Source organism: Paenarthrobacter sp. AB444 (genome assembly GCF_028736865.1).
Taxonomy (GTDB): Bacteria; Actinomycetota; Actinomycetes; order Actinomycetales; family Micrococcaceae; genus Arthrobacter; species Arthrobacter nicotinovorans_B.
The window spans coordinates 311,028-327,142 of record NZ_JAQZBY010000002.1 but is presented as its reverse complement, the minus strand read 5'-3'; the positions used below and the strand labels follow the sequence as shown (position 1 = coordinate 327,142).

Annotated in this window: 14 protein-coding genes; 8 read left to right on the top strand and 6 right to left on the bottom strand. The window is 63.8% G+C overall.

What is annotated here, in order from left to right; all coding sequences use genetic code 11:
- Positions 1-152: 152 nt before the first annotated feature.
- On the bottom strand, positions 153-1,433 hold the full coding sequence (gene serS / locus PQ627_RS04925) for a serine--tRNA ligase (RefSeq protein WP_274258917.1): 1,281 nt from the start codon (positions 1,431-1,433) through the stop codon (positions 153-155).
- A gap of 32 nt (positions 1,434-1,465) precedes the next feature.
- Here serS and PQ627_RS04920 point away from each other — a divergent pair, with 32 nt between their 5' ends.
- Positions 1,466-2,527 carry a diacylglycerol/lipid kinase family protein gene (locus PQ627_RS04920; protein WP_274258915.1) on the top strand — a complete coding sequence of 354 codons (1,062 nt, stop codon included), beginning with the start codon at positions 1,466-1,468 and terminating at the stop codon, positions 2,525-2,527.
- On the opposite strand, the gene PQ627_RS04915 is transcribed toward PQ627_RS04920, so the two are convergent.
- From PQ627_RS04915 to PQ627_RS04905, 3 genes are all read right to left on the bottom strand, one after another.
- Positions 2,524-2,754 (bottom strand): hypothetical protein, encoded by a 231-nt coding sequence (locus PQ627_RS04915; RefSeq protein WP_144660049.1) that lies wholly within the window; start codon positions 2,752-2,754, stop codon positions 2,524-2,526. The two genes, PQ627_RS04920 and PQ627_RS04915, sit on opposite strands and share 4 nt — an antisense overlap.
- A 106-nt stretch (positions 2,755-2,860) precedes the next feature.
- Entirely contained in the window at positions 2,861-3,793 is a 933-nt protein-coding gene (pheA, locus tag PQ627_RS04910) for a prephenate dehydratase (protein WP_274258912.1), read from the bottom strand.
- Positions 3,794-3,825: 32 nt separating this feature from the next.
- Entirely contained in the window at positions 3,826-4,152 is a 327-nt protein-coding gene (locus PQ627_RS04905; RefSeq protein ID WP_144660051.1) for a rhodanese-like domain-containing protein, read from the bottom strand.
- A 152-nt stretch (positions 4,153-4,304) separates the two neighbouring features.
- Between PQ627_RS04905 and PQ627_RS04900 the strand changes: the two genes are divergently transcribed.
- Genes PQ627_RS04900 through PQ627_RS04890 form a run of 3 tightly spaced genes read left to right on the top strand, consistent with a single transcriptional unit; the run spans position 4,305 to position 8,030 of the window.
- Complete coding sequence (locus tag PQ627_RS04900; RefSeq protein ID WP_274258909.1) at positions 4,305-5,048, top strand: peptidase E; 744 nt, start codon at positions 4,305-4,307, stop codon at positions 5,046-5,048.
- Positions 5,041-6,489 (top strand): amidase, encoded by a 1,449-nt coding sequence (locus PQ627_RS04895; RefSeq protein WP_274258906.1) that lies wholly within the window; start codon positions 5,041-5,043, stop codon positions 6,487-6,489. The genes PQ627_RS04900 and PQ627_RS04895 overlap by 8 nt, the downstream gene beginning before the upstream one ends.
- A 41-nt stretch (positions 6,490-6,530) precedes the next feature.
- Positions 6,531-8,030 (top strand): peptide MFS transporter, encoded by a 1,500-nt coding sequence (locus PQ627_RS04890; RefSeq protein WP_274258905.1) that lies wholly within the window; start codon positions 6,531-6,533, stop codon positions 8,028-8,030.
- A gap of 78 nt (positions 8,031-8,108) precedes the next feature.
- Here the strand turns inward: PQ627_RS04890 and PQ627_RS04885 are convergent, their stop codons facing one another.
- Positions 8,109-8,762, bottom strand: a complete 654-nt coding sequence (locus PQ627_RS04885) for a DUF4190 domain-containing protein (protein ID WP_274258903.1) — start codon at positions 8,760-8,762, stop codon at positions 8,109-8,111.
- Between the two features lie 244 nt (positions 8,763-9,006).
- Between PQ627_RS04885 and pgm the strand changes: the two genes are divergently transcribed.
- A complete protein-coding gene (pgm, locus tag PQ627_RS04880; protein WP_260842377.1) occupies positions 9,007-10,668 on the top strand; it encodes a phosphoglucomutase (alpha-D-glucose-1,6-bisphosphate-dependent) in 1,662 nt (553 codons plus the stop codon).
- 146 nt (positions 10,669-10,814) lie between these two features.
- Here the strand turns inward: pgm and PQ627_RS04875 are convergent, their stop codons facing one another.
- Complete coding sequence (locus PQ627_RS04875) at positions 10,815-11,420, bottom strand: malonic semialdehyde reductase (protein WP_274258900.1); 606 nt, start codon at positions 11,418-11,420, stop codon at positions 10,815-10,817.
- Positions 11,421-11,625: 205 nt separating this feature from the next.
- On the opposite strand from PQ627_RS04875, the gene opgC reads away from it, so the two are divergent.
- The 3 genes from opgC (at position 11,626) to PQ627_RS04860 (ending at position 16,080) form a co-directional block, all read left to right on the top strand.
- On the top strand, positions 11,626-14,103 hold the full coding sequence (opgC, locus tag PQ627_RS04870; RefSeq protein WP_274258897.1) for an OpgC domain-containing protein: 2,478 nt from the start codon (positions 11,626-11,628) through the stop codon (positions 14,101-14,103).
- An 82-nt stretch (positions 14,104-14,185) separates the two neighbouring features.
- The gene (locus PQ627_RS04865) at positions 14,186-15,538 is read left to right on the top strand and encodes a uracil-xanthine permease family protein (protein WP_274258895.1); all 1,353 of its coding nucleotides are present in this window, start codon (positions 14,186-14,188) and stop codon (positions 15,536-15,538) included.
- 2 nt (positions 15,539-15,540) lie between these two features.
- Entirely contained in the window at positions 15,541-16,080 is a 540-nt protein-coding gene (locus PQ627_RS04860; protein WP_274258894.1) for a hypothetical protein, read from the top strand.
- Positions 16,081-16,115 lie beyond the last annotated feature (35 nt).

Below are 16,115 nucleotides of genomic sequence, written 5' to 3'. Positions count from 1 at the left end.
TATGGAAGGGATAATTTCCCTTCTTTTTTTGTGCCCGGTTTACCGTCCGGCTATTCACCGGAGCGCAGTCCCCACAACATTTCCGGGAAACGAAAAATCCCGCCCTTGCCCGTGAATCACGAACAAGAACGGGATCCGCCCGCAGAGGGAACCTAGAGAACCGGGAGGACCTCAAGGCCGCCAAGGTACTTCTGCATCGCCTTGGGAACGTTGACGGAACCATCCGGGTTCTGGTGGTGCTCAAGGATGGCGACGATCCAACGGGTGGTGGCCAGGGTGCCGTTCAGCGTTGCCACTGCACGGGTCCCCTTGGCTACACCTTCGTCGTTGATCACGCGTTCGCGGATGTTCAGGCGGCGGGCCTGGAAGGTGGTGCAGTTGGATGTGGACGTGAGCTCGCGGTAGGCGTTCTGCGTGGGGACCCAGGCTTCGCAGTCGAACTTGCGGGCTGCGGACATGCCGAGATCGCCGGCAGCAGTGTCAATAACGCGGTAGGGAAGCTCGCACTTGGCCAGCATCTCCTCTTCCCAGGCAAGCAGGCGTTCGTGCTCGGCAGCAGCCTCCTCAACCGTGGTGTAGATGAACATCTCCACCTTGTTGAACTGGTGCACGCGGATGATGCCGCGGGTGTCCTTGCCGTGCGAACCGGCCTCGCGGCGGTAGCAGGAGCTCTGGCCGGCGTAGCGGATGGGGCCGGCGGAGAGGTCCAGGATTTCGTCGGCGTGGTAACCGGCGAGGGCCACCTCCGAGGTTCCCACAAGGTAAAGGTCGTCTTCAGCGAGACGGTAGATCTCGGCGTCGTGCTTTACATCGAAACCGGTGCCCTGCATGGTCTCGGGACGCACCAAAGTGGGGGTGATCATGGGCACGAAGCCCGCCTCGATCGCCTGGTCCATGGCCATCTGCAGCAGCGCCATTTCCAGCCGGGCCCCGACGCCGCGGAGGAAGTAGAAGCGTGAGCCGGACACCTTGGCACCGCGCTCCATGTCGATCGCGCCGATCAGTTCGCCGATCTCCAGGTGGTCCTTGGGTTCAAAGTCCGTGAATTCTCGCGGAGTGCCAACTGTCTTGACCACTACATAGTCGTCCTCGCCGCCCTCGGGCACGCCGTCCACCACAAGGTTCGGAATGACACGCAGGAGTTCATCCTGCTTGGCCTGGGCAGCGGAGGCTTCCGCGGACGCAGCCTTCACCGAGTTGGCGAGCTCCTTGACCTCAGCCAGCAGGGCCTGCTTCTCCTCACCCTTCGCCTGCGCCACCTTCTTGCCGAAAGCGTTCTGCTCGGCACGGAGGGTCTCGTGGCGAACCAGTGCAGCACGGCGATCGGAGTCAGCGGAGATGATCGCGTCCACAACAGACTCGTCGGCGCCACGGGCGCGCTGGCTGGCACGGAACTTGTCCGGATTTTCGGTGAGGTCTTTTACGTCGATCACCACACAAGAGTATCGAATAGTGTTGAAGCACAATGAACGACTGGATCCTGTATGTGATTCTCGCTGGGGGCGTGGCTTTTGCCGTCTCGAGCTGGTGGGGTGTGCGCCGGTTGAAAGCCAGGCATATCAGGAGCGCGGTTCGCGAGGACGCCCACAAGCCGGGTCCGGGGGACCAGAAGGTCGCCGTGATCCTCAATCCCGTGAAAAACAACGCTGAGGTGGCACGCCAGGCGATCATCGACGCCTGCGACCTGGCGGGCTGGGACGCCCCGAAATTCTTCGAAACCACCGTGGAAGATCCCGGTTACGGACAGTCGCGCCAGGCACTGGCGTACGGGGCCGACGTCGTTCTTGCGTGCGGTGGTGACGGTACCGTTCGCGTGGTGGCTGAGTCGCTGGCGCACAAGAACGTAGCCATGGGCTTGGTTCCGCTGGGCACGGGAAACCTCCTGGCCCGCAACGTGGATCTGGACGTCACCAACCTCGCCGAATGCATCCAGACGGCATTGTTCGGCCATCAGCGCTACATCGACACCGCCACCATGGGGATCGAAAACGACATCACGGGAGTCTCCGGAGAACACACGTTCCTGGTCATCGCCGGCATGGGCCTGGACGCCGAGGTTGTTGGCGACACCAAAGAAGACCTGAAGAAAAGCGTCGGCTGGCTGGCCTATACGGAGGCCGGTGTCCGGCACCTTCCCGGGAGACGGAAACGCGTCACCATCACCTTGGATGACGAGCCGGAGCAGGCCCGTAAGATCCGCAGCGTCCTGTTCGCCAACTGTGGCCTGATCCCCGGGGGCATCGACTTCATCCCGCAGGCCATGATCGACGACGGGATGCTGGACATCGTGGTGATGAGCCCCCGCAGTGCATTCGGCTGGATCGCGATGTACGCAAAGATCCTGTTCAAGCACAACAGGAACCTGCCCATGATGAGCTTCTACCGCTCAGGGAAGGTTGTCATCCGCAGCCAGGAACCCATGGCCACGCAGCTCGACGGCGATCCGTCGGGTGAAGCGACGACGGTCACCGTGCAAGTGGAGCCAGGGTCCCTGCTGGTGCGGGTTCCCAAGGTGCAGATCGCCTAGATCGAGCCCACGTCCGGCTCGGCAGCGTTTTCTTCGGCTTCTTCAGTAGCGGCTTTGGCAGCCGCACGGGCCTCTGCCTGCTCCTTGATCATTGCTTGTTCTTCTTCAAAGCGGAGCCGGTCCGCACGATCGGCCTCATCGCCATTCCAGTCGTCCTGGTTCTCGCCTGAGGGCTTCGGATTGACGATCATGCCCTGGCCGTCTTTGTCATCCCGGTGGACAGACATGACCGCTCCTTTCGTTGACGCATTCATCCATCGTTTATGGATCAGGCAAGCATACGCACAGAACCATCACGGGGAAAGTAGGCCTGCCGCAGCCTGTGGAGAAGGGCTAGGCGCCCTTAAGGATCGCGTCCACCCAGGCATGTGCCGAGGCGAACGCAGCGTCCGACGTGTGCGGAGCCACCACAGCCTCCTGCTTGTCCGCGCGGGCATAGGAGCCCAGGAAGCGCGTCGCTGGGCTGATCCGGTGCAGCCCTGCCAAGGCATCGGCCACCCGCGAATCCAAGGCGTGGCCGTCGGCGTCGATGCTGAAGAAGTAGTGGCCCAAGTACTGCCCGGTAGGCCTTGATTCGATGCGGCTGAGGTTCACGCCGCGGGAGGCGAACTGGTCCAGGATCTCCATGAGCGCACCTGGGTGGTCTTCCGGGAGAGGAACAACAACGGTGGTCTTGTCCGCTCCGGTCCTTTCCGGCAGCGCACCGGGCCGGCTGACCAGGATGAACCGCGTCACGGCGTCCGGGTTATCCCCGATGTCCGTCGCCAGGATGTTGAGTCCGGGCTGGTCGGCGGCGATCAGCGGGCCGCAGATGGCAGCCTCGTAGTGGGCGTCATCCTCCAGGAGTCCCATGGCTGCCGCCGCCGTCGACGAACCCGGCACGTAGTCCACCCCGGGCAGGTTCGCGTCCACCCACAAGCGGCACTGAGCCCAGGCGTGGCCGTGCGTCGAGACGCGCTTGATGTCGGAAAGTTCGACGCCGGGCCTCGCCACCAGCACGAAGGTAATGGGAACCAGGGCCTCCCGGATGATCCGGAGTTCCTGTCCCGTGGCGATCGCATCCAGGGTAGCCGTGACGCCACCCTCCACCGAGTTTTCGATGGGAACCATGGCTGCGTCTGCTTCGCCGACGCGAACGCGTTCCAGCGCCGTATTGACGTTGGTGCACGGAATGCGGGTTGCCTCAGCAGCGCCCGGAACCTGCAGGAGGGCCGCTTCAGTGAACGTGCCCTCAGGTCCGAGGAAGGTGTACGTGGCTGCTGACATCGAGTATTCCTTGCTGGTTATATACGTGGGGACTAAAGGACTACCGGCTTGAGGCCGTTGTCCGAAACCATCGGCTTGCCCGCTTCAAACCACATGTCCATGCCCCCGGCCACGTTCACGGCCGAGTAACCCTGGCCCACCAGCCACTGCACTGCACGGAATGACCGGCCACCCGTCCGGCAGATCACGAAGAAGTCCTCGTCCGGATCAAGTTCGTCCAGACGTGCCGGCAACTGGTCCATGGGAATGTGGCGTGCACCTTCCGCGTGGCCGGCCACCCACTCGTAGTCCTCGCGGACGTCCAGGATGCTGGCATCGGCCGGAATGTCGCCCACAGGCACGGTATCGAAGTCGCTCATGGTGGATCCTTCCCATCGTTCAAGGTCAGCATCCAGCCTAGTCGCATGGACCTGCCGCGGCACGGGACTGCTGTCTTCGCTTGCACACAGTGGCTCCGGCGTTAAGACTTAGGTTCCAAGCACACCCCGATTCCGGCTACTAGGAGGAACCCATGGCTGCTGGGCAACCCACGATCCTCGCCACCTCCGGCGGTTACAAGCCGGGCGCCAGGACCAGGATCGAGTTCAACCACCTGATGCACTACGCGGTGGAACTCTCCGGAGTCAGCGGCCGTGCGCCCAAGGTGACGCACATCGGAACAGCCTCCGGCGATCAGCGCTGGTGGGCTGCGGAAATGGACCAGGCCGCACGCATCGCCGGGTTCGACTTCAGCCACCTCAACCTCTTCACCATGCCAAACATCGAGGACCCCGAAGCCCACCTCATGGAGCAGGACGTGGTGTGGGTCAATGGCGGATCGGTGGTGAACCTGTTGGCCGTCTGGCGCGCCCATGGGCTGGACCGGATTCTGCGCAAAGCCTGGGAGGGTGGCGTGGTGCTGGCCGGGGTTTCGGCCGGATCCATCTGTTGGTACCAAGGCGGCGTGACTGATTCCTACGGTCCCGAGCTGCAGCCTGTCACGGATTCACTGGGCTTCCTCCCCTACGGCAACGGGGTCCACTACGACTCCGAGCTCCGCCGGGCTCCCGCCATCCACAAGCTGGTGGCCAACGGCACTCTCGGCGAGACCCACTGCACGGACGACGGCGTAGGGCTGGTTTACCGGGGCACGGAACTCGTGGAGGTGGTCTCCGAGGTCAAGAACAAGGCCGCTTTCCGTGTGACTGCAGGAGCCGGAGAGAGCGTGGACGCCGTTGCTGTGGAGGAACGGTTGGAGTCGCGTTTCCTTGGCTGATCCATTGACGCAGGACCTTTCCAAGCAAACCGCCGTCCAGTTACGCGACGCCTTGGCCACCGGCGAGCTCTCCGCCCGCGAGGCAGCAGCGCATTTCTTGGCCGCAATAGAGCAACGAAACCAGCAGCTCGGCGCCTTCATCACCGTCACAGCGGACCAAGCCCTCAAGGATGCCGCCACAGCCGATACCCACCATGCCCGGCTGTCCAAGGAAGGACGCCTGGAGGAGCTGCCGCTGCTGCACGGGCTGCCCACCGGATTCAAGGACCTCACCGATGTTGCCGGCGTCCCCACCTCCCACGGCAGCGCGGCGTTGGAGCACAAGCCAGCGCCCGAAGACGGGGCTTTGGCATCAACCCTGAGGGCGCAGGGCGTGATCTCGCTGGGCAAGACGCAGGTTCCGGAGTTCGGGCTGACGGCCTACAGCGAAAACCGCATCGCACCGCCGTCGCGCAATCCGCATTCCTTGGCCCGGAGCTCCGGCGGGTCGTCCGGTGGCAGCGCTGCCGCGGTGGCCGCAGGGCTCGTGCCGTTCGCACCCGGAACCGACGGCGGCGGGTCCATCCGGATTCCTGCCGGCGCCTGCGGCTTGCTGGGGTTGAAGCCGGGGCGCGGGCTGGTCCCTGCCGGGGTGAGCGCGGGCGACGCCGCCGGCCTGGTGGTGGCCGGTCCGCTCGCGCGGAACGCGTCGGACGCCGCGCTGCTCATGGACGCGCTGGTCCCCCGGGATCAAGCGCCCGACGGCGGCTACCTCGCCAACGTCGCGCGGGCGCCGGATCCCCTGAGAATCGGGGTAAGCCTGGACAGTCCATGGGCCGGGGTGTACCCCTTCGAGATCGAGCAGGAGGCCCGGGACGCCCTGGACCTGGGCATAAAGGTGTTGTCGGAAGCCGGTCACAGTGTTGGCGAAGCCGAAATCCGCTATGACAACCGCTATCCCGAAGCGTTCACCGCAGCCTGGACTGCCGGCGTCGGAAGCGCCCGGATAGCACCCCAGCGTGAGCCGTTGCTGACTCCCCTCACCAGGACGTTCAGGCGCCGGGCGCAGCAGCGCAGCGCCTTGAAGGTGAACGAAGCTTTGGGGTTCCTGCGGCAATTCGAGCACGACACCATTGCCCAGTACGCGCAGTGGGACCTGATCCTGATGCCTACCCTGGCGCAGACGCCCCGGCCCATCGGGTGGTTCACGGGCGGAGGGCACAGCGGCGATCCTTGGCCGAGTGCGTGGGCAGGCGACGCGGATGAGGACTACAAACGGCAATGCCAGTACGCGCCGTGGAGTTCCATGGTGAACGTGTGCGGATTGCCCGCCATCAGCATTCCGGTCCACACCACTGCCGCGGGCTTGCCCATGGGGATCCAACTCATCGGGCACACCGGTTCTGAGCTGCGGCTTCTCCAAATTGCCCGCTCCCTGGAGGCTGCGACAGAGGCTGTCTAGCATATGGATGGTGGTTGCCTGGGGCATTCATCGATGTGACAATGCCCGCAGTCAGTGCCAGCATTAAGAAAATGAGCACACCCCCAACCACGGCTGAGTCCGTAAAAGCAGCGGGCGATACGTCATTCTTCGGCCACCCAAAGATGTTGGCCAGCCTCTTTTCCGTGGAGATGTGGGAGCGATTCTCCTTCTACGGCATGCAGGGAATCCTGCTCTACTACATGTACTTCACCGCCGAGCAGGGCGGCCTCTCCATCGACCAGGGCCTCGCCGCCGGCCTGGTGGGCGCCTACGGTGGCGGCGTTTACCTGTCCACGATCCTCGGCGCCTGGCTCGCCGACCGCGTCTTCGGTTCCGAGAAGGTGCTTTTCGGCTCGGCCATCATGATCATGGCCGGCCACATTGCCTTGGCACTCCTGCCGGGCATTCCGGGCCTGATTGCAGGTTTGGTACTGGTGGGCATCGGTTCCGGCGGCCTGAAAGCCAACGCCACGGCGCTGGTCGGCAGCCTGTACGGCGAGAAGGATGAGCGCCGCGACGCCGGTTTCTCCATCTTCTACATGGGCATCAACATCGGCGGCCTCATCGGCCCGCTGGTCACCGGTTTCCTGCAGACAAGCTTCGGCTTCCACGTTGGCTTCGGCGCCGCAGCCGTGGGCATGGCCATCGGCCTCATCATCTACTCCCTGGGCCGCAAACGGCTGCCCGAGGAAGCACACCGCGTTCCCAACCCGCTCCCGAGCAAGGACCGGATGCGTTACGGGCTCATTTTCCTGGCCATCCTGATCGTCATCGGCGTACTGCTGGGCACGGGTATCGTCAACGCCAACAACCTCGCCCGCAGCATGGCATACGCGGCCATCGGCGCCTCCGTGATCTACCTGTTCCTGATCTTCCGCAGCCCTTTGGTCACCGGCGTGGAGCGCAAGCGCGTTGTCGCGTTCATCCCGCTGTACATTGCATCAGCTGCATTCTGGGCACTGTTCCAGCAGCAGTTCACGTTCATTGCCGTCTACTCGCAGGAAAAGCTGGACCGCAACCTGTTTGGTTGGGAAATGCCTGCCGCGTGGGTACAGTCCATCAACCCGGTCTTCATCATCATCTTCGCCGGTGTCATGGCCGCGCTGTGGACCAAACTGGGCTCCAAGCAGCCGAGTTCGCCCCTCAAGTTCGCCATGGGCCTGTTCATCATGGGCCTGGCGTTCCTGGCGTTCATCCCGCTCGCTGGTGAAGGCAAGACGCCGCTGCTCGCACTCGTGGGAATCCTGTTCCTGTTCACCCTCGCGGAACTGTGCCTCTCCCCCATCGGCCTGTCGGTGAGCACCAAGCTCGCCCCGCAAGCCTTCCACACGCAGATGGTTGCGCTGTTCTTCCTGTCGGTCTCGCTCGGCACCACCCTCGCAGGCATCCTGGCCGGGCTCTACAACCCGGCCGACGAGCTCCCGTACTTCCTCGGCATCGGCGGCGTTGCAGTGGTCCTGGCCGCTGCCTTGGCTGCAGCCACCCCCGCCATCAAGAAGTTGATGGGCGGCGTCCGCTAGGAAGCGCGTTAATCGACGACGGCGCCCCTTGCGTCAGGTGGGAATCCCGCCTGAGGCAAGGGGCGCCGTCGTGCGTTTCTAGTAGCCGTACCGGCTGCTGGTACTTGCTGCGCCGATGCCGATGATGATGAAAATGCCGAAGATCACTGTCAACAGGATGCCGAGGTAGCCCATCACCAGACCGGCGATCGCCATACCCTTGCCCGCGGGTTCGCGCTTCAGAGCGAGGTGGCCCAATACGACGGCCGCAATCTGCGGAAGGATGAAAAAGCCGAAACCTACGTAGATGGCGATTCCGCAGACCATGCTCGCAATGCTCAGGCCCTTGGGCTGGGCGGGCATGGCGTAGTAGGCGGGCTGGCCGTACGGAGACTGCGGCTGGCCGTAGGGCTGCTGACCGAAAGCCTGCTGCTGGTAGGGGCTCGGCGGCTGGCCGTAGGGTGAGGCGGGCTGCTGGCTGTAGTCACCCGGAGTGTATGCGTCCTGGGCGGGCGGCTGTCCATAGGAGCTCTGCTGGCCGTAGGCGTTCTGCTCGTAGGGCGGAAGCGGCTGCGTGGCATTTGCCTGATCGAACGCCGGCGGGGGCGGCGCCGCAGGCGGCTCGAACGACGGCGGAACGGGAGCGCTCGGCTGGCTCTGCTCGGGAGCGCTGAACTGGGCCGGCGGAACGTACTGCGGCGGCTCGTACCCGGCCGGCTTGTCCTCGTTGCCCTTGGCTGGCTGATCTGTCATAGGAATCCCCCTGAAAAAGTGGTCTTTGATCCCAACACTACCGCCGTGGGCGCCTGCATATAAGGCAGCGCGCACTGGCGGCGGCAAGCCTTTGCAAACGCAATCCATCACTAAGGTCACTGATGGTAAACGCGAAGTGAACCTTTGGGCGAAATCCTCGCGGATGTCCGCCATTCGGCGTCACAGGGGCCGGATCACGGACATTTCGTGTCAGCCGGGCCTTTGGTCTGGCATGCTGGACCCCATGGCTAGCCGAGCGGGCACAGTTGCCCTTCCCCAGGACCTTGTTGACATCACAGCCCTGCTGGACGCGTATTTCGACGTAGCTCCGGATTTGGGCGATCCCGCGCAGCGCGTGGCGTTTGGAACGTCGGGACACCGCGGATCCAGTTTGAAGGCCTCCTTCAACGAGGCCCATATCCTCGCGATCACGCAGGCAATCGTTGAATACCGTGGACGCCAGGGGATCACCGGTCCCCTGTTCATCGGCCGCGACACGCACGCCCTCAGCGAGCCGGCACAGAATTCCGCACTCGAGGTGCTGGCCGCCAACGGCGTCACCGTGTTGGTTGATGCCCGCCACGGCTACACGCCCACGCCTGCGCTGAGCCACGCAATCCTCAAGTACAACCGCGAAGCAGCCCCCGGCACTCCGCAAGCCGACGGCATCGTGGTCACTCCGAGCCACAACCCTCCCGCTGACGGCGGCTTCAAGTACAACCCCCCGCACGGCGGCCCGGCAGACACGGACGCCACCGGGTGGATTGCGGACCGCGCCAACCAGTTGCTGGAGAACGGGCTGCGCGGCGTCAAGCGCATCCCGCTCAACGATGCCCTGGCCGCTGACACCACCGGCAAGTTCGACTTCCTCAGCAGCTACGTGGACGACCTCCCGTCCGTGCTGAACCTCAACGCCATCCGCGACGCCGGCGTCCGCATTGGCGCCGACCCCATGGGCGGCGCATCCGTGGACTACTGGGGCGAGATCGGCGAGCGCCACCAGCTCAACCTCACCGTGGTAAACCCCACCGTCGACCCGCAGTGGGCCTTCATGACCCTCGACTGGGACGAGAAGATCCGCATGGACTGCTCCTCGCCGTCGGCCATGGCATCGCTGATCAAGCGCATGTCCGCAGGTGGTTCCGGCGGGGCCGCGTACGACGTCGCCACCGGTAACGACGCCGACGCCGACCGCCACGGCATCGTGACGCCCGACGGCGGGCTCATGAACCCGAACCACTACCTCGCCGTCGCCATCGACTACCTGTACCGAAACCGCAGTGGCTGGAACCCCGATTCCGTGGTGGGCAAGACGCTGGTTTCGTCCTCGATCATCGACCGCGTAGCCGCGGGCCTCGGCCGGAAGCTCGTTGAGGTGCCCGTGGGCTTCAAGTGGTTCGTGCCCGGCCTGCTCTCCGGCGAAGGCGCTTTCGGTGGCGAGGAGTCAGCCGGTGCCTCGTTCAACAAGCTCGACGGCAGCGTCTGGACAACCGACAAGGACGGCATCCTGCTGGCACTCCTTGCTTCGGAAATCACGGCTGTCACGGGATCTTCTCCGTCGCAGCTGTACAAGGGCCTGACGGACCAGTTCGGTGCACCGGTGTACGCCCGCATCGATGCCGCCGCCACGCGCGAGCAGAAGTCCAAGCTGGGCAAGCTTTCTGCGGCGGACGTTACCGCTACTTCCCTGGCCGGCGAGGAAATCACCGCCAAACTCACGGAGGCTCCGGGCAACGGTGCGTCCATTGGCGGGTTGAAGGTTGTCACCGAGAACGCCTGGTTCGCGGCACGCCCCTCGGGCACCGAGGACGTCTACAAGATCTACGCTGAGTCCTTCAAGGGCGCGGACCACCTGGCACAGGTCCAGCAGGAGGCCAAGGCCCTGGTGGACGGCGTCATCGCCTAACCGCGCGGGATGTGATCGAGCGTTCCCTTTCAAACCCCCGGGATGTGAGAGAGCGTGCAACACCCCCAACGCTCTCTCACATCCCAACCGCTTAAACCACAACGCTCCTGCACTCAAGTGCAGGAGCGTTGCTGGAACCGCGAGGGTCAGACCGTGCGGACAACGTCCTCGTAAGCGAACTTCGGCTTGGCTTCGCCCCAGGCGTCCGGGCCGGGCTGGCCGATGTTGACGATGAGGAAGCTCTTCTGGTCGCCGTTCGGGAAGAACTCGGCGTCGATGGCTGCGAAGTCGGCGCCGGTCATCGGGCCGGCGGCGAATCCGAGGGAGCGCACGGCCAGGATGAAGTAACCGGCCTGCAGGTGGGCGTTGTTGTTGCCCGTGGCAGCGGCGAGTTCGGCGTTCTCGTCATACATGGCCTTGGGGGAGCCGTAGGCGGGGAGGAACTTGTCCCACTGACCCTGCCAGTCGGTGTCGTAAGAGAGGATGGCGACCAGCGGCGCGGAGGCGGTCTTGGCCTGGTTGCCGCGGGACAGGTGGTCAACCAGCTTGGCGCGGGCCTCGTCCGAGCGGACGTAGGTCACGCGGAGGGGCTGGGAGTTGAAGGCGGTAGGGCCGAACTTCGTGAGTTCGTAGATGGCCCGCGCCTGCTCTTCGGTGACCTCACCGGAAAAGCTGTTGGCGGTACGGGCTTCGGCAAAAATGGCGTCGACTGCTGCGGCGTCAATGACTGCTTCTTCGTGGGCGATCGTCATTCGTGAACCTTTCGCTGGGCCCTGACACTGAGCCGGCCGGGCACTTCTGCTTTCCATGGTTGCAACTTCAACTTCCCCTGTCCTCTTCCCATGACGGTGCGTGACATTGGGCACAGCGGGAAAGTCGGTACCATCGTGCCTGTGGGCTGCCGCGCAAATGTGCGGAAGCCGCAGCCGCGGGAATGACGACACCAGAAGGGGCCTGATGCCTACCTTTCCCCTAGCGGCCCCTCGACGGGCGCTGGCAGTTCTCCTGCTGCTGCTCCTCGCGTTGCTCCTTCCATCCGCCCAGGCTTGGAGCTCAGTGGGACAGGACGGTGCCAGCGACGACCCCGGCAAGCGGTACTTCGGCGCGTTGCTGGACTGGAACAAGGACTCGGCCGCGGACTATGCACAGCGGTTGGGAGCCCCCGCGGCCCTCTACGGGCAGAACGTGTCCCTCCCCGAGGACGACGGCGGCCGCGAATACCTCAAGGGCTACTTCGCGCAGGTGGCCGATCAAGGCTCACATGCACTCCTGACCGTCCGCCCGGGCATCCCCTTGCAGGACATTACCGACGACGTCGCCACCACTTTTGCGCGTCAAATTACGACGGCGGCAGCCGGCTTCAGGGGGAAGGTGTTCGTCCGCTTCGGTCCGGACATGAACACGCCCTGGGTCGGCTGGGGCCAGGAACCGGACGCCTACCGGGCCGCGTTCGGCCGGGTTGCTGTTGCCCTCCGGGGCAGCCTGGCCGACCCCGTGATGGTGTGGTCTCCGACAGCTGAGAAGGACTACCCTTTCCGGTCGGCTACTTCCACCCCGCCCAAGGGAGTTCCCCTGGGTTCGTTGGACACCAACGGCAACGGGATCTGGGACATGGACGACTCGGCCTTTGACCCGTACTACCCCGGCGATGACGTTGTGGACTGGATCGGCCTGTCGATTTACCACGACACCACAGGAGCCGGAGCCGCCAACAACACCCTCCCCGACGCCGGCGAGTTCAATGACGCCCTGCATGCCTCCAGTGGCGGCACAGGAACGGACAACTTTTATGGAAGCTATGTCCAGGCCAGGAACAAGCCGCTCCTGATTGAGACCGGCGCGTTCTACTCCCCCGGGGCCGGGGGCGCGGCCGAGATTGACGTCAAGCAAACGTGGTGGCACCAGGTCTTCGCTTCCGTAGCTCAGCCCGAAAACGGTGCCGTCCGCGCAGTGGTCTGGAACGAAACTACCGATGCCCGCGATCAGAGCAAGGTTTCCATCGACTGGCGTGCCACCACGCAACCATCCCTGGCTTCTCCCTTCAGGTCTTCCCTGGACACCTCAGGCCTGGCAGTGGGTCCTGTCACCGAAAAGGGCTTGAAGGACGTTCCGGGCCTTGAGGCACCACAAGCGAAGTCCGGAACAACTCTCCGGGGGTGGGCTGCATGGGCGACTGCAGGGTCTGTCCTGGTGGCTGTCGCCGCATTATGGCTTCTCTCCTCGAGGGCTGCGCCGAACAGGTGGTCCTACACCGGATCCGGAAAGCGTGACGCCCGGATCGACATGCTTCGTGGTTTGGCCATCGTCTTTGTGGTGGTGAATCACGTGGGCATCAATTCTGTCTTCCAGTTGCTGAGCCAGGAGACCATTGGCGTCGTGTCCGGGGCCGAGCTCTTCGTCATGCTTTCAGGAGCGGTGCTGGGCATGGTCTACGGGCCACGCATCGCCACGGAACTGGGAGATGTGGTGGACGGGACCACCAAGCGCGCTTCGAAACTGTACTTCACCGCGTTGGCGGTCGTCCTGATCGTGTACGTCTTGAGTCTGCTTCCCTTCATCAACGCGGCGGCAGTGACCACTTTCACGGATCAAGGAACGGGTGCTGCGGGGCATTCAGCGGCCGGTACGACCTACGACCTGTATGCCGGGATGGAAGGCTTGCTGCAGTTCCCGGTTCCACAGGGCTTGATTCCTGCCTTGCTGTTGTTGCAGGTTGGCCCGTGGCAGTTCAACATCATGGGCCTGTACGTGGTTTTGTTGTTGATCAGTCCTTTGATCCTGGTGGCTCTCTCCCGGGGACTGACGTGGCTGGTGCTCACCATCAGCGCGGCCCTGTACATCGCCGGGTCGGTCTTCCGGTTCCGGCTGCTCCCCTCGCAGTTCGAGGATTCCTTTCCCCTGCTTGTGTGGCAGGTCCTGTTTGTCCTCGGCATGACGGCAGGCTTCCACCGCCAACGGATCATCGACTGGTTCGCGCACCCGCGTCAGCGGATTCTTCTTGGGGTGTGCATCTTCCTGGCCGCGGCCTGCGCGATCTTCTCCTGGAGTGGCCCCTACCTGACCAACCAGCTGGACGTGCGGCTCGCGCTCATCCCCGACGCCACCTTCAGGTACCTCTACGACACCTTCTTCAGCCGCACTTATCTCGGCATAGGACGCGTGTTGAACGTCATCGTCATCACCATCGCTTTGTACGCACTGCTCAGCGCGTTCTGGAAGCCGCTCTCACGCGCTGTAGGCTGGTTCTTCGTGCCACTCGGGCAAGCCACGCTGTATGTGTTCATCATGCACGTGTTCTTCATTGTGGCTATTGCCAACATCCCCGTCCTTCGCGATGGCAACCTTTGGCTGAACACCGCCGTCTACGTCGCATTGCTCGCGGTTCTCTGGGTGATGGTGAAAACGAAGTTCCTCTTCAGGCTGGTTCCTAGGTAGCGCAGTCGGCGCGCGGCGATTACGTTCCGTTTGGCGGTAATGTTGCACCGAATCCCAATACTCTTCTGAGGAAGGCCCCGCCATGAGCATGCTCGGCACCAAATGGAAGCTCCACGGCAACGGCAAGTCCATCCGCCCAGGCCACGTGGTGGCCCCTGATGAGCGGCTTGCCTGGCCACTGACCATCGGCATCGGCATGCAGCACGTTGTGGCGATGTTCGGCGCGACGTTCCTTGTCCCCATCATCACGGGCATGCCGCCGGCCACCACCCTGTTCTTCTCCGGCATCGGCACGCTGCTCTTCCTGGTCATCACCAAGGGCCGCGTACCCAGCTACCTGGGATCGAGCTTCGCCTTCATCGCCCCGATCATGGCGTCCCAGCAGCAGTACGGCGTTGCCGGCGCCTTGGGCGGCGTGGTGCTTGCCGGCGTCGTACTGGCGCTTATAGGTGCGATCGTCCAGAAGTTCGGCGCCGAATGGATCAACCGGCTGATGCCGCCGATCGTTACCGGCGCGATCGTCGCGCTGATCGGCTTGAACCTGGCGCCGGCCGCGAAGAACAACTTCGACGCCGCCCCGGTCACCGCACTCATCACTTTGGTCACGATCATCCTGGTGTCCGTCCTGTTCCGCGGAATCCTGGGACGCCTCAGCATTCTGGTGGGCGTCGTGGTGGGGTACCTCGTAGCGATGATGCGGGGCGAGGTTTCCTACGAAAAGATGGACGCCGCCGCCTGGGTTGGCCTGCCCACTTTCCAGACGCCTGAGTTCCACCTCGGCGTCGTAGGCCTGTTCGTTCCGGTGGTGCTGGTGCTGGTGGCTGAGAACGTCGGGCACGTGAAGTCGGTAGCCGCGATGACCGGCCAAAACCTCGACGGCGTCTCCGGCCGCGCGCTGATGGCCGATGGCGCCGCGACGGTACTTGCCGGGCTCGGCGGCGGTTCCGGTACCACCACCTACGCGGAAAACATCGGTGTCATGGCTGCCACCAAGGTCTATTCGACGGCGGCCTACTGGGTGGCCGGTATCTTCGCCATCCTGCTGAGCTTCTCGCCGAAGTTCGGCGAACTGATCGCGACCGTCCCGCCCGGTGTGCTGGGAGGCGCGGCCACGATGCTGTACGGCATGATCGGTGTCCTCGGCGTGAAGATCTGGGTCCAGAACAAGGTCAACTTCTCCAACCCCATCAACCTGACCACGGCTGCTGTTGCCCTGATCATCGGCATCGCGGACTATACATGGACCATTGGCGAGCTGAAGTTCACGGGTATCGCCCTGGGGTCAGCTGCCGCCCTGGTGATCTACCACGGCATGAAGGGCCTGGCCCGCTGGCGGGGAACAGTTGCCGAGCCGGAAAACGAGACGGCGGGGCTGCCGCCTGCGGTGAAGTCGGCGATGAATGCTGCGGCGAAGCGGGGCGGGAAGAAGAAGTAGGGGTGCGAACCATCTCTGACGCTGAGCGGCAAGTACTCGACCTGCTTCTCTCCATCGAGTTCGAGGGCGTCGATGCCTTCCGGAAGCAAGCCAGGCACATACTCGCAGTCGAGCCTGACTGCATTTGTGGGTGCCCCTCAATCAAGTTTCATATCGACCGCTCGAAAGCGCCCGCCACGCCGGCATATCGCCTGCTGCCAACAGAGCTCGAGGAACTCAGCCGACCAGCCGGAGTCCCGTCGTCAGTGCTGTGTCTACTCGACAGAGACGGCTATCTGGCTGGCCTGGAATGTGTGTACTACGACGGTGTTGTCACGGAGTGGCCGGCAATCGACCGCTGTGCAGTCGTCCTCCGCGACATTGAGCGGAGGATGACTGCAGTGCTTCTACCGAGCGGGGCACTTGTGCGTCCTCGTGACCAGGAAGACAACTGGGTCTCCTTTGGGGAGGAAGGCCTGGGTTTCCAGGCGACGACGCGCAAAGGTTGGAATGAGACGTATGACGCCAGCGGGAAGTTGGTCTCGCGGGTAATGGAGAGGTGATGCTGTCGCCTAGGAAGCCAACAGGACCATCAAAG

Excerpts from the sequence above, each read along its gene's own strand:
- PQ627_RS04920 (WP_274258915.1), top strand. The coding sequence starts at position 1,466 with ATGAACGACTGGATCCTGTATGTGATTCTCGCTGGGGGCGTGGCTTTT.
- PQ627_RS04915 (WP_144660049.1), bottom strand. The coding sequence starts at position 2,754 with ATGTCTGTCCACCGGGATGACAAAGACGGCCAGGGCATGATCGTCAAT.
- pheA (WP_274258912.1), bottom strand. The coding sequence starts at position 3,793 with ATGTCAGCAGCCACGTACACCTTCCTCGGACCTGAGGGCACGTTCACT.
- PQ627_RS04905 (WP_144660051.1), bottom strand. The coding sequence starts at position 4,152 with ATGAGCGACTTCGATACCGTGCCTGTGGGCGACATTCCGGCCGATGCC.
- PQ627_RS04900 (WP_274258909.1), top strand. The coding sequence starts at position 4,305 with ATGGCTGCTGGGCAACCCACGATCCTCGCCACCTCCGGCGGTTACAAG.
- PQ627_RS04890 (WP_274258905.1), top strand. The coding sequence starts at position 6,531 with ATGCCCGCAGTCAGTGCCAGCATTAAGAAAATGAGCACACCCCCAACC.
- PQ627_RS04885 (WP_274258903.1), bottom strand. The coding sequence starts at position 8,762 with ATGACAGATCAGCCAGCCAAGGGCAACGAGGACAAGCCGGCCGGGTAC.
- pgm (WP_260842377.1), top strand. The coding sequence starts at position 9,007 with ATGGCTAGCCGAGCGGGCACAGTTGCCCTTCCCCAGGACCTTGTTGAC.
- PQ627_RS04875 (WP_274258900.1), bottom strand. The coding sequence starts at position 11,420 with ATGACGATCGCCCACGAAGAAGCAGTCATTGACGCCGCAGCAGTCGAC.
- opgC (WP_274258897.1), top strand. The coding sequence starts at position 11,626 with ATGCCTACCTTTCCCCTAGCGGCCCCTCGACGGGCGCTGGCAGTTCTC.
- PQ627_RS04865 (WP_274258895.1), top strand. The coding sequence starts at position 14,186 with ATGAGCATGCTCGGCACCAAATGGAAGCTCCACGGCAACGGCAAGTCC.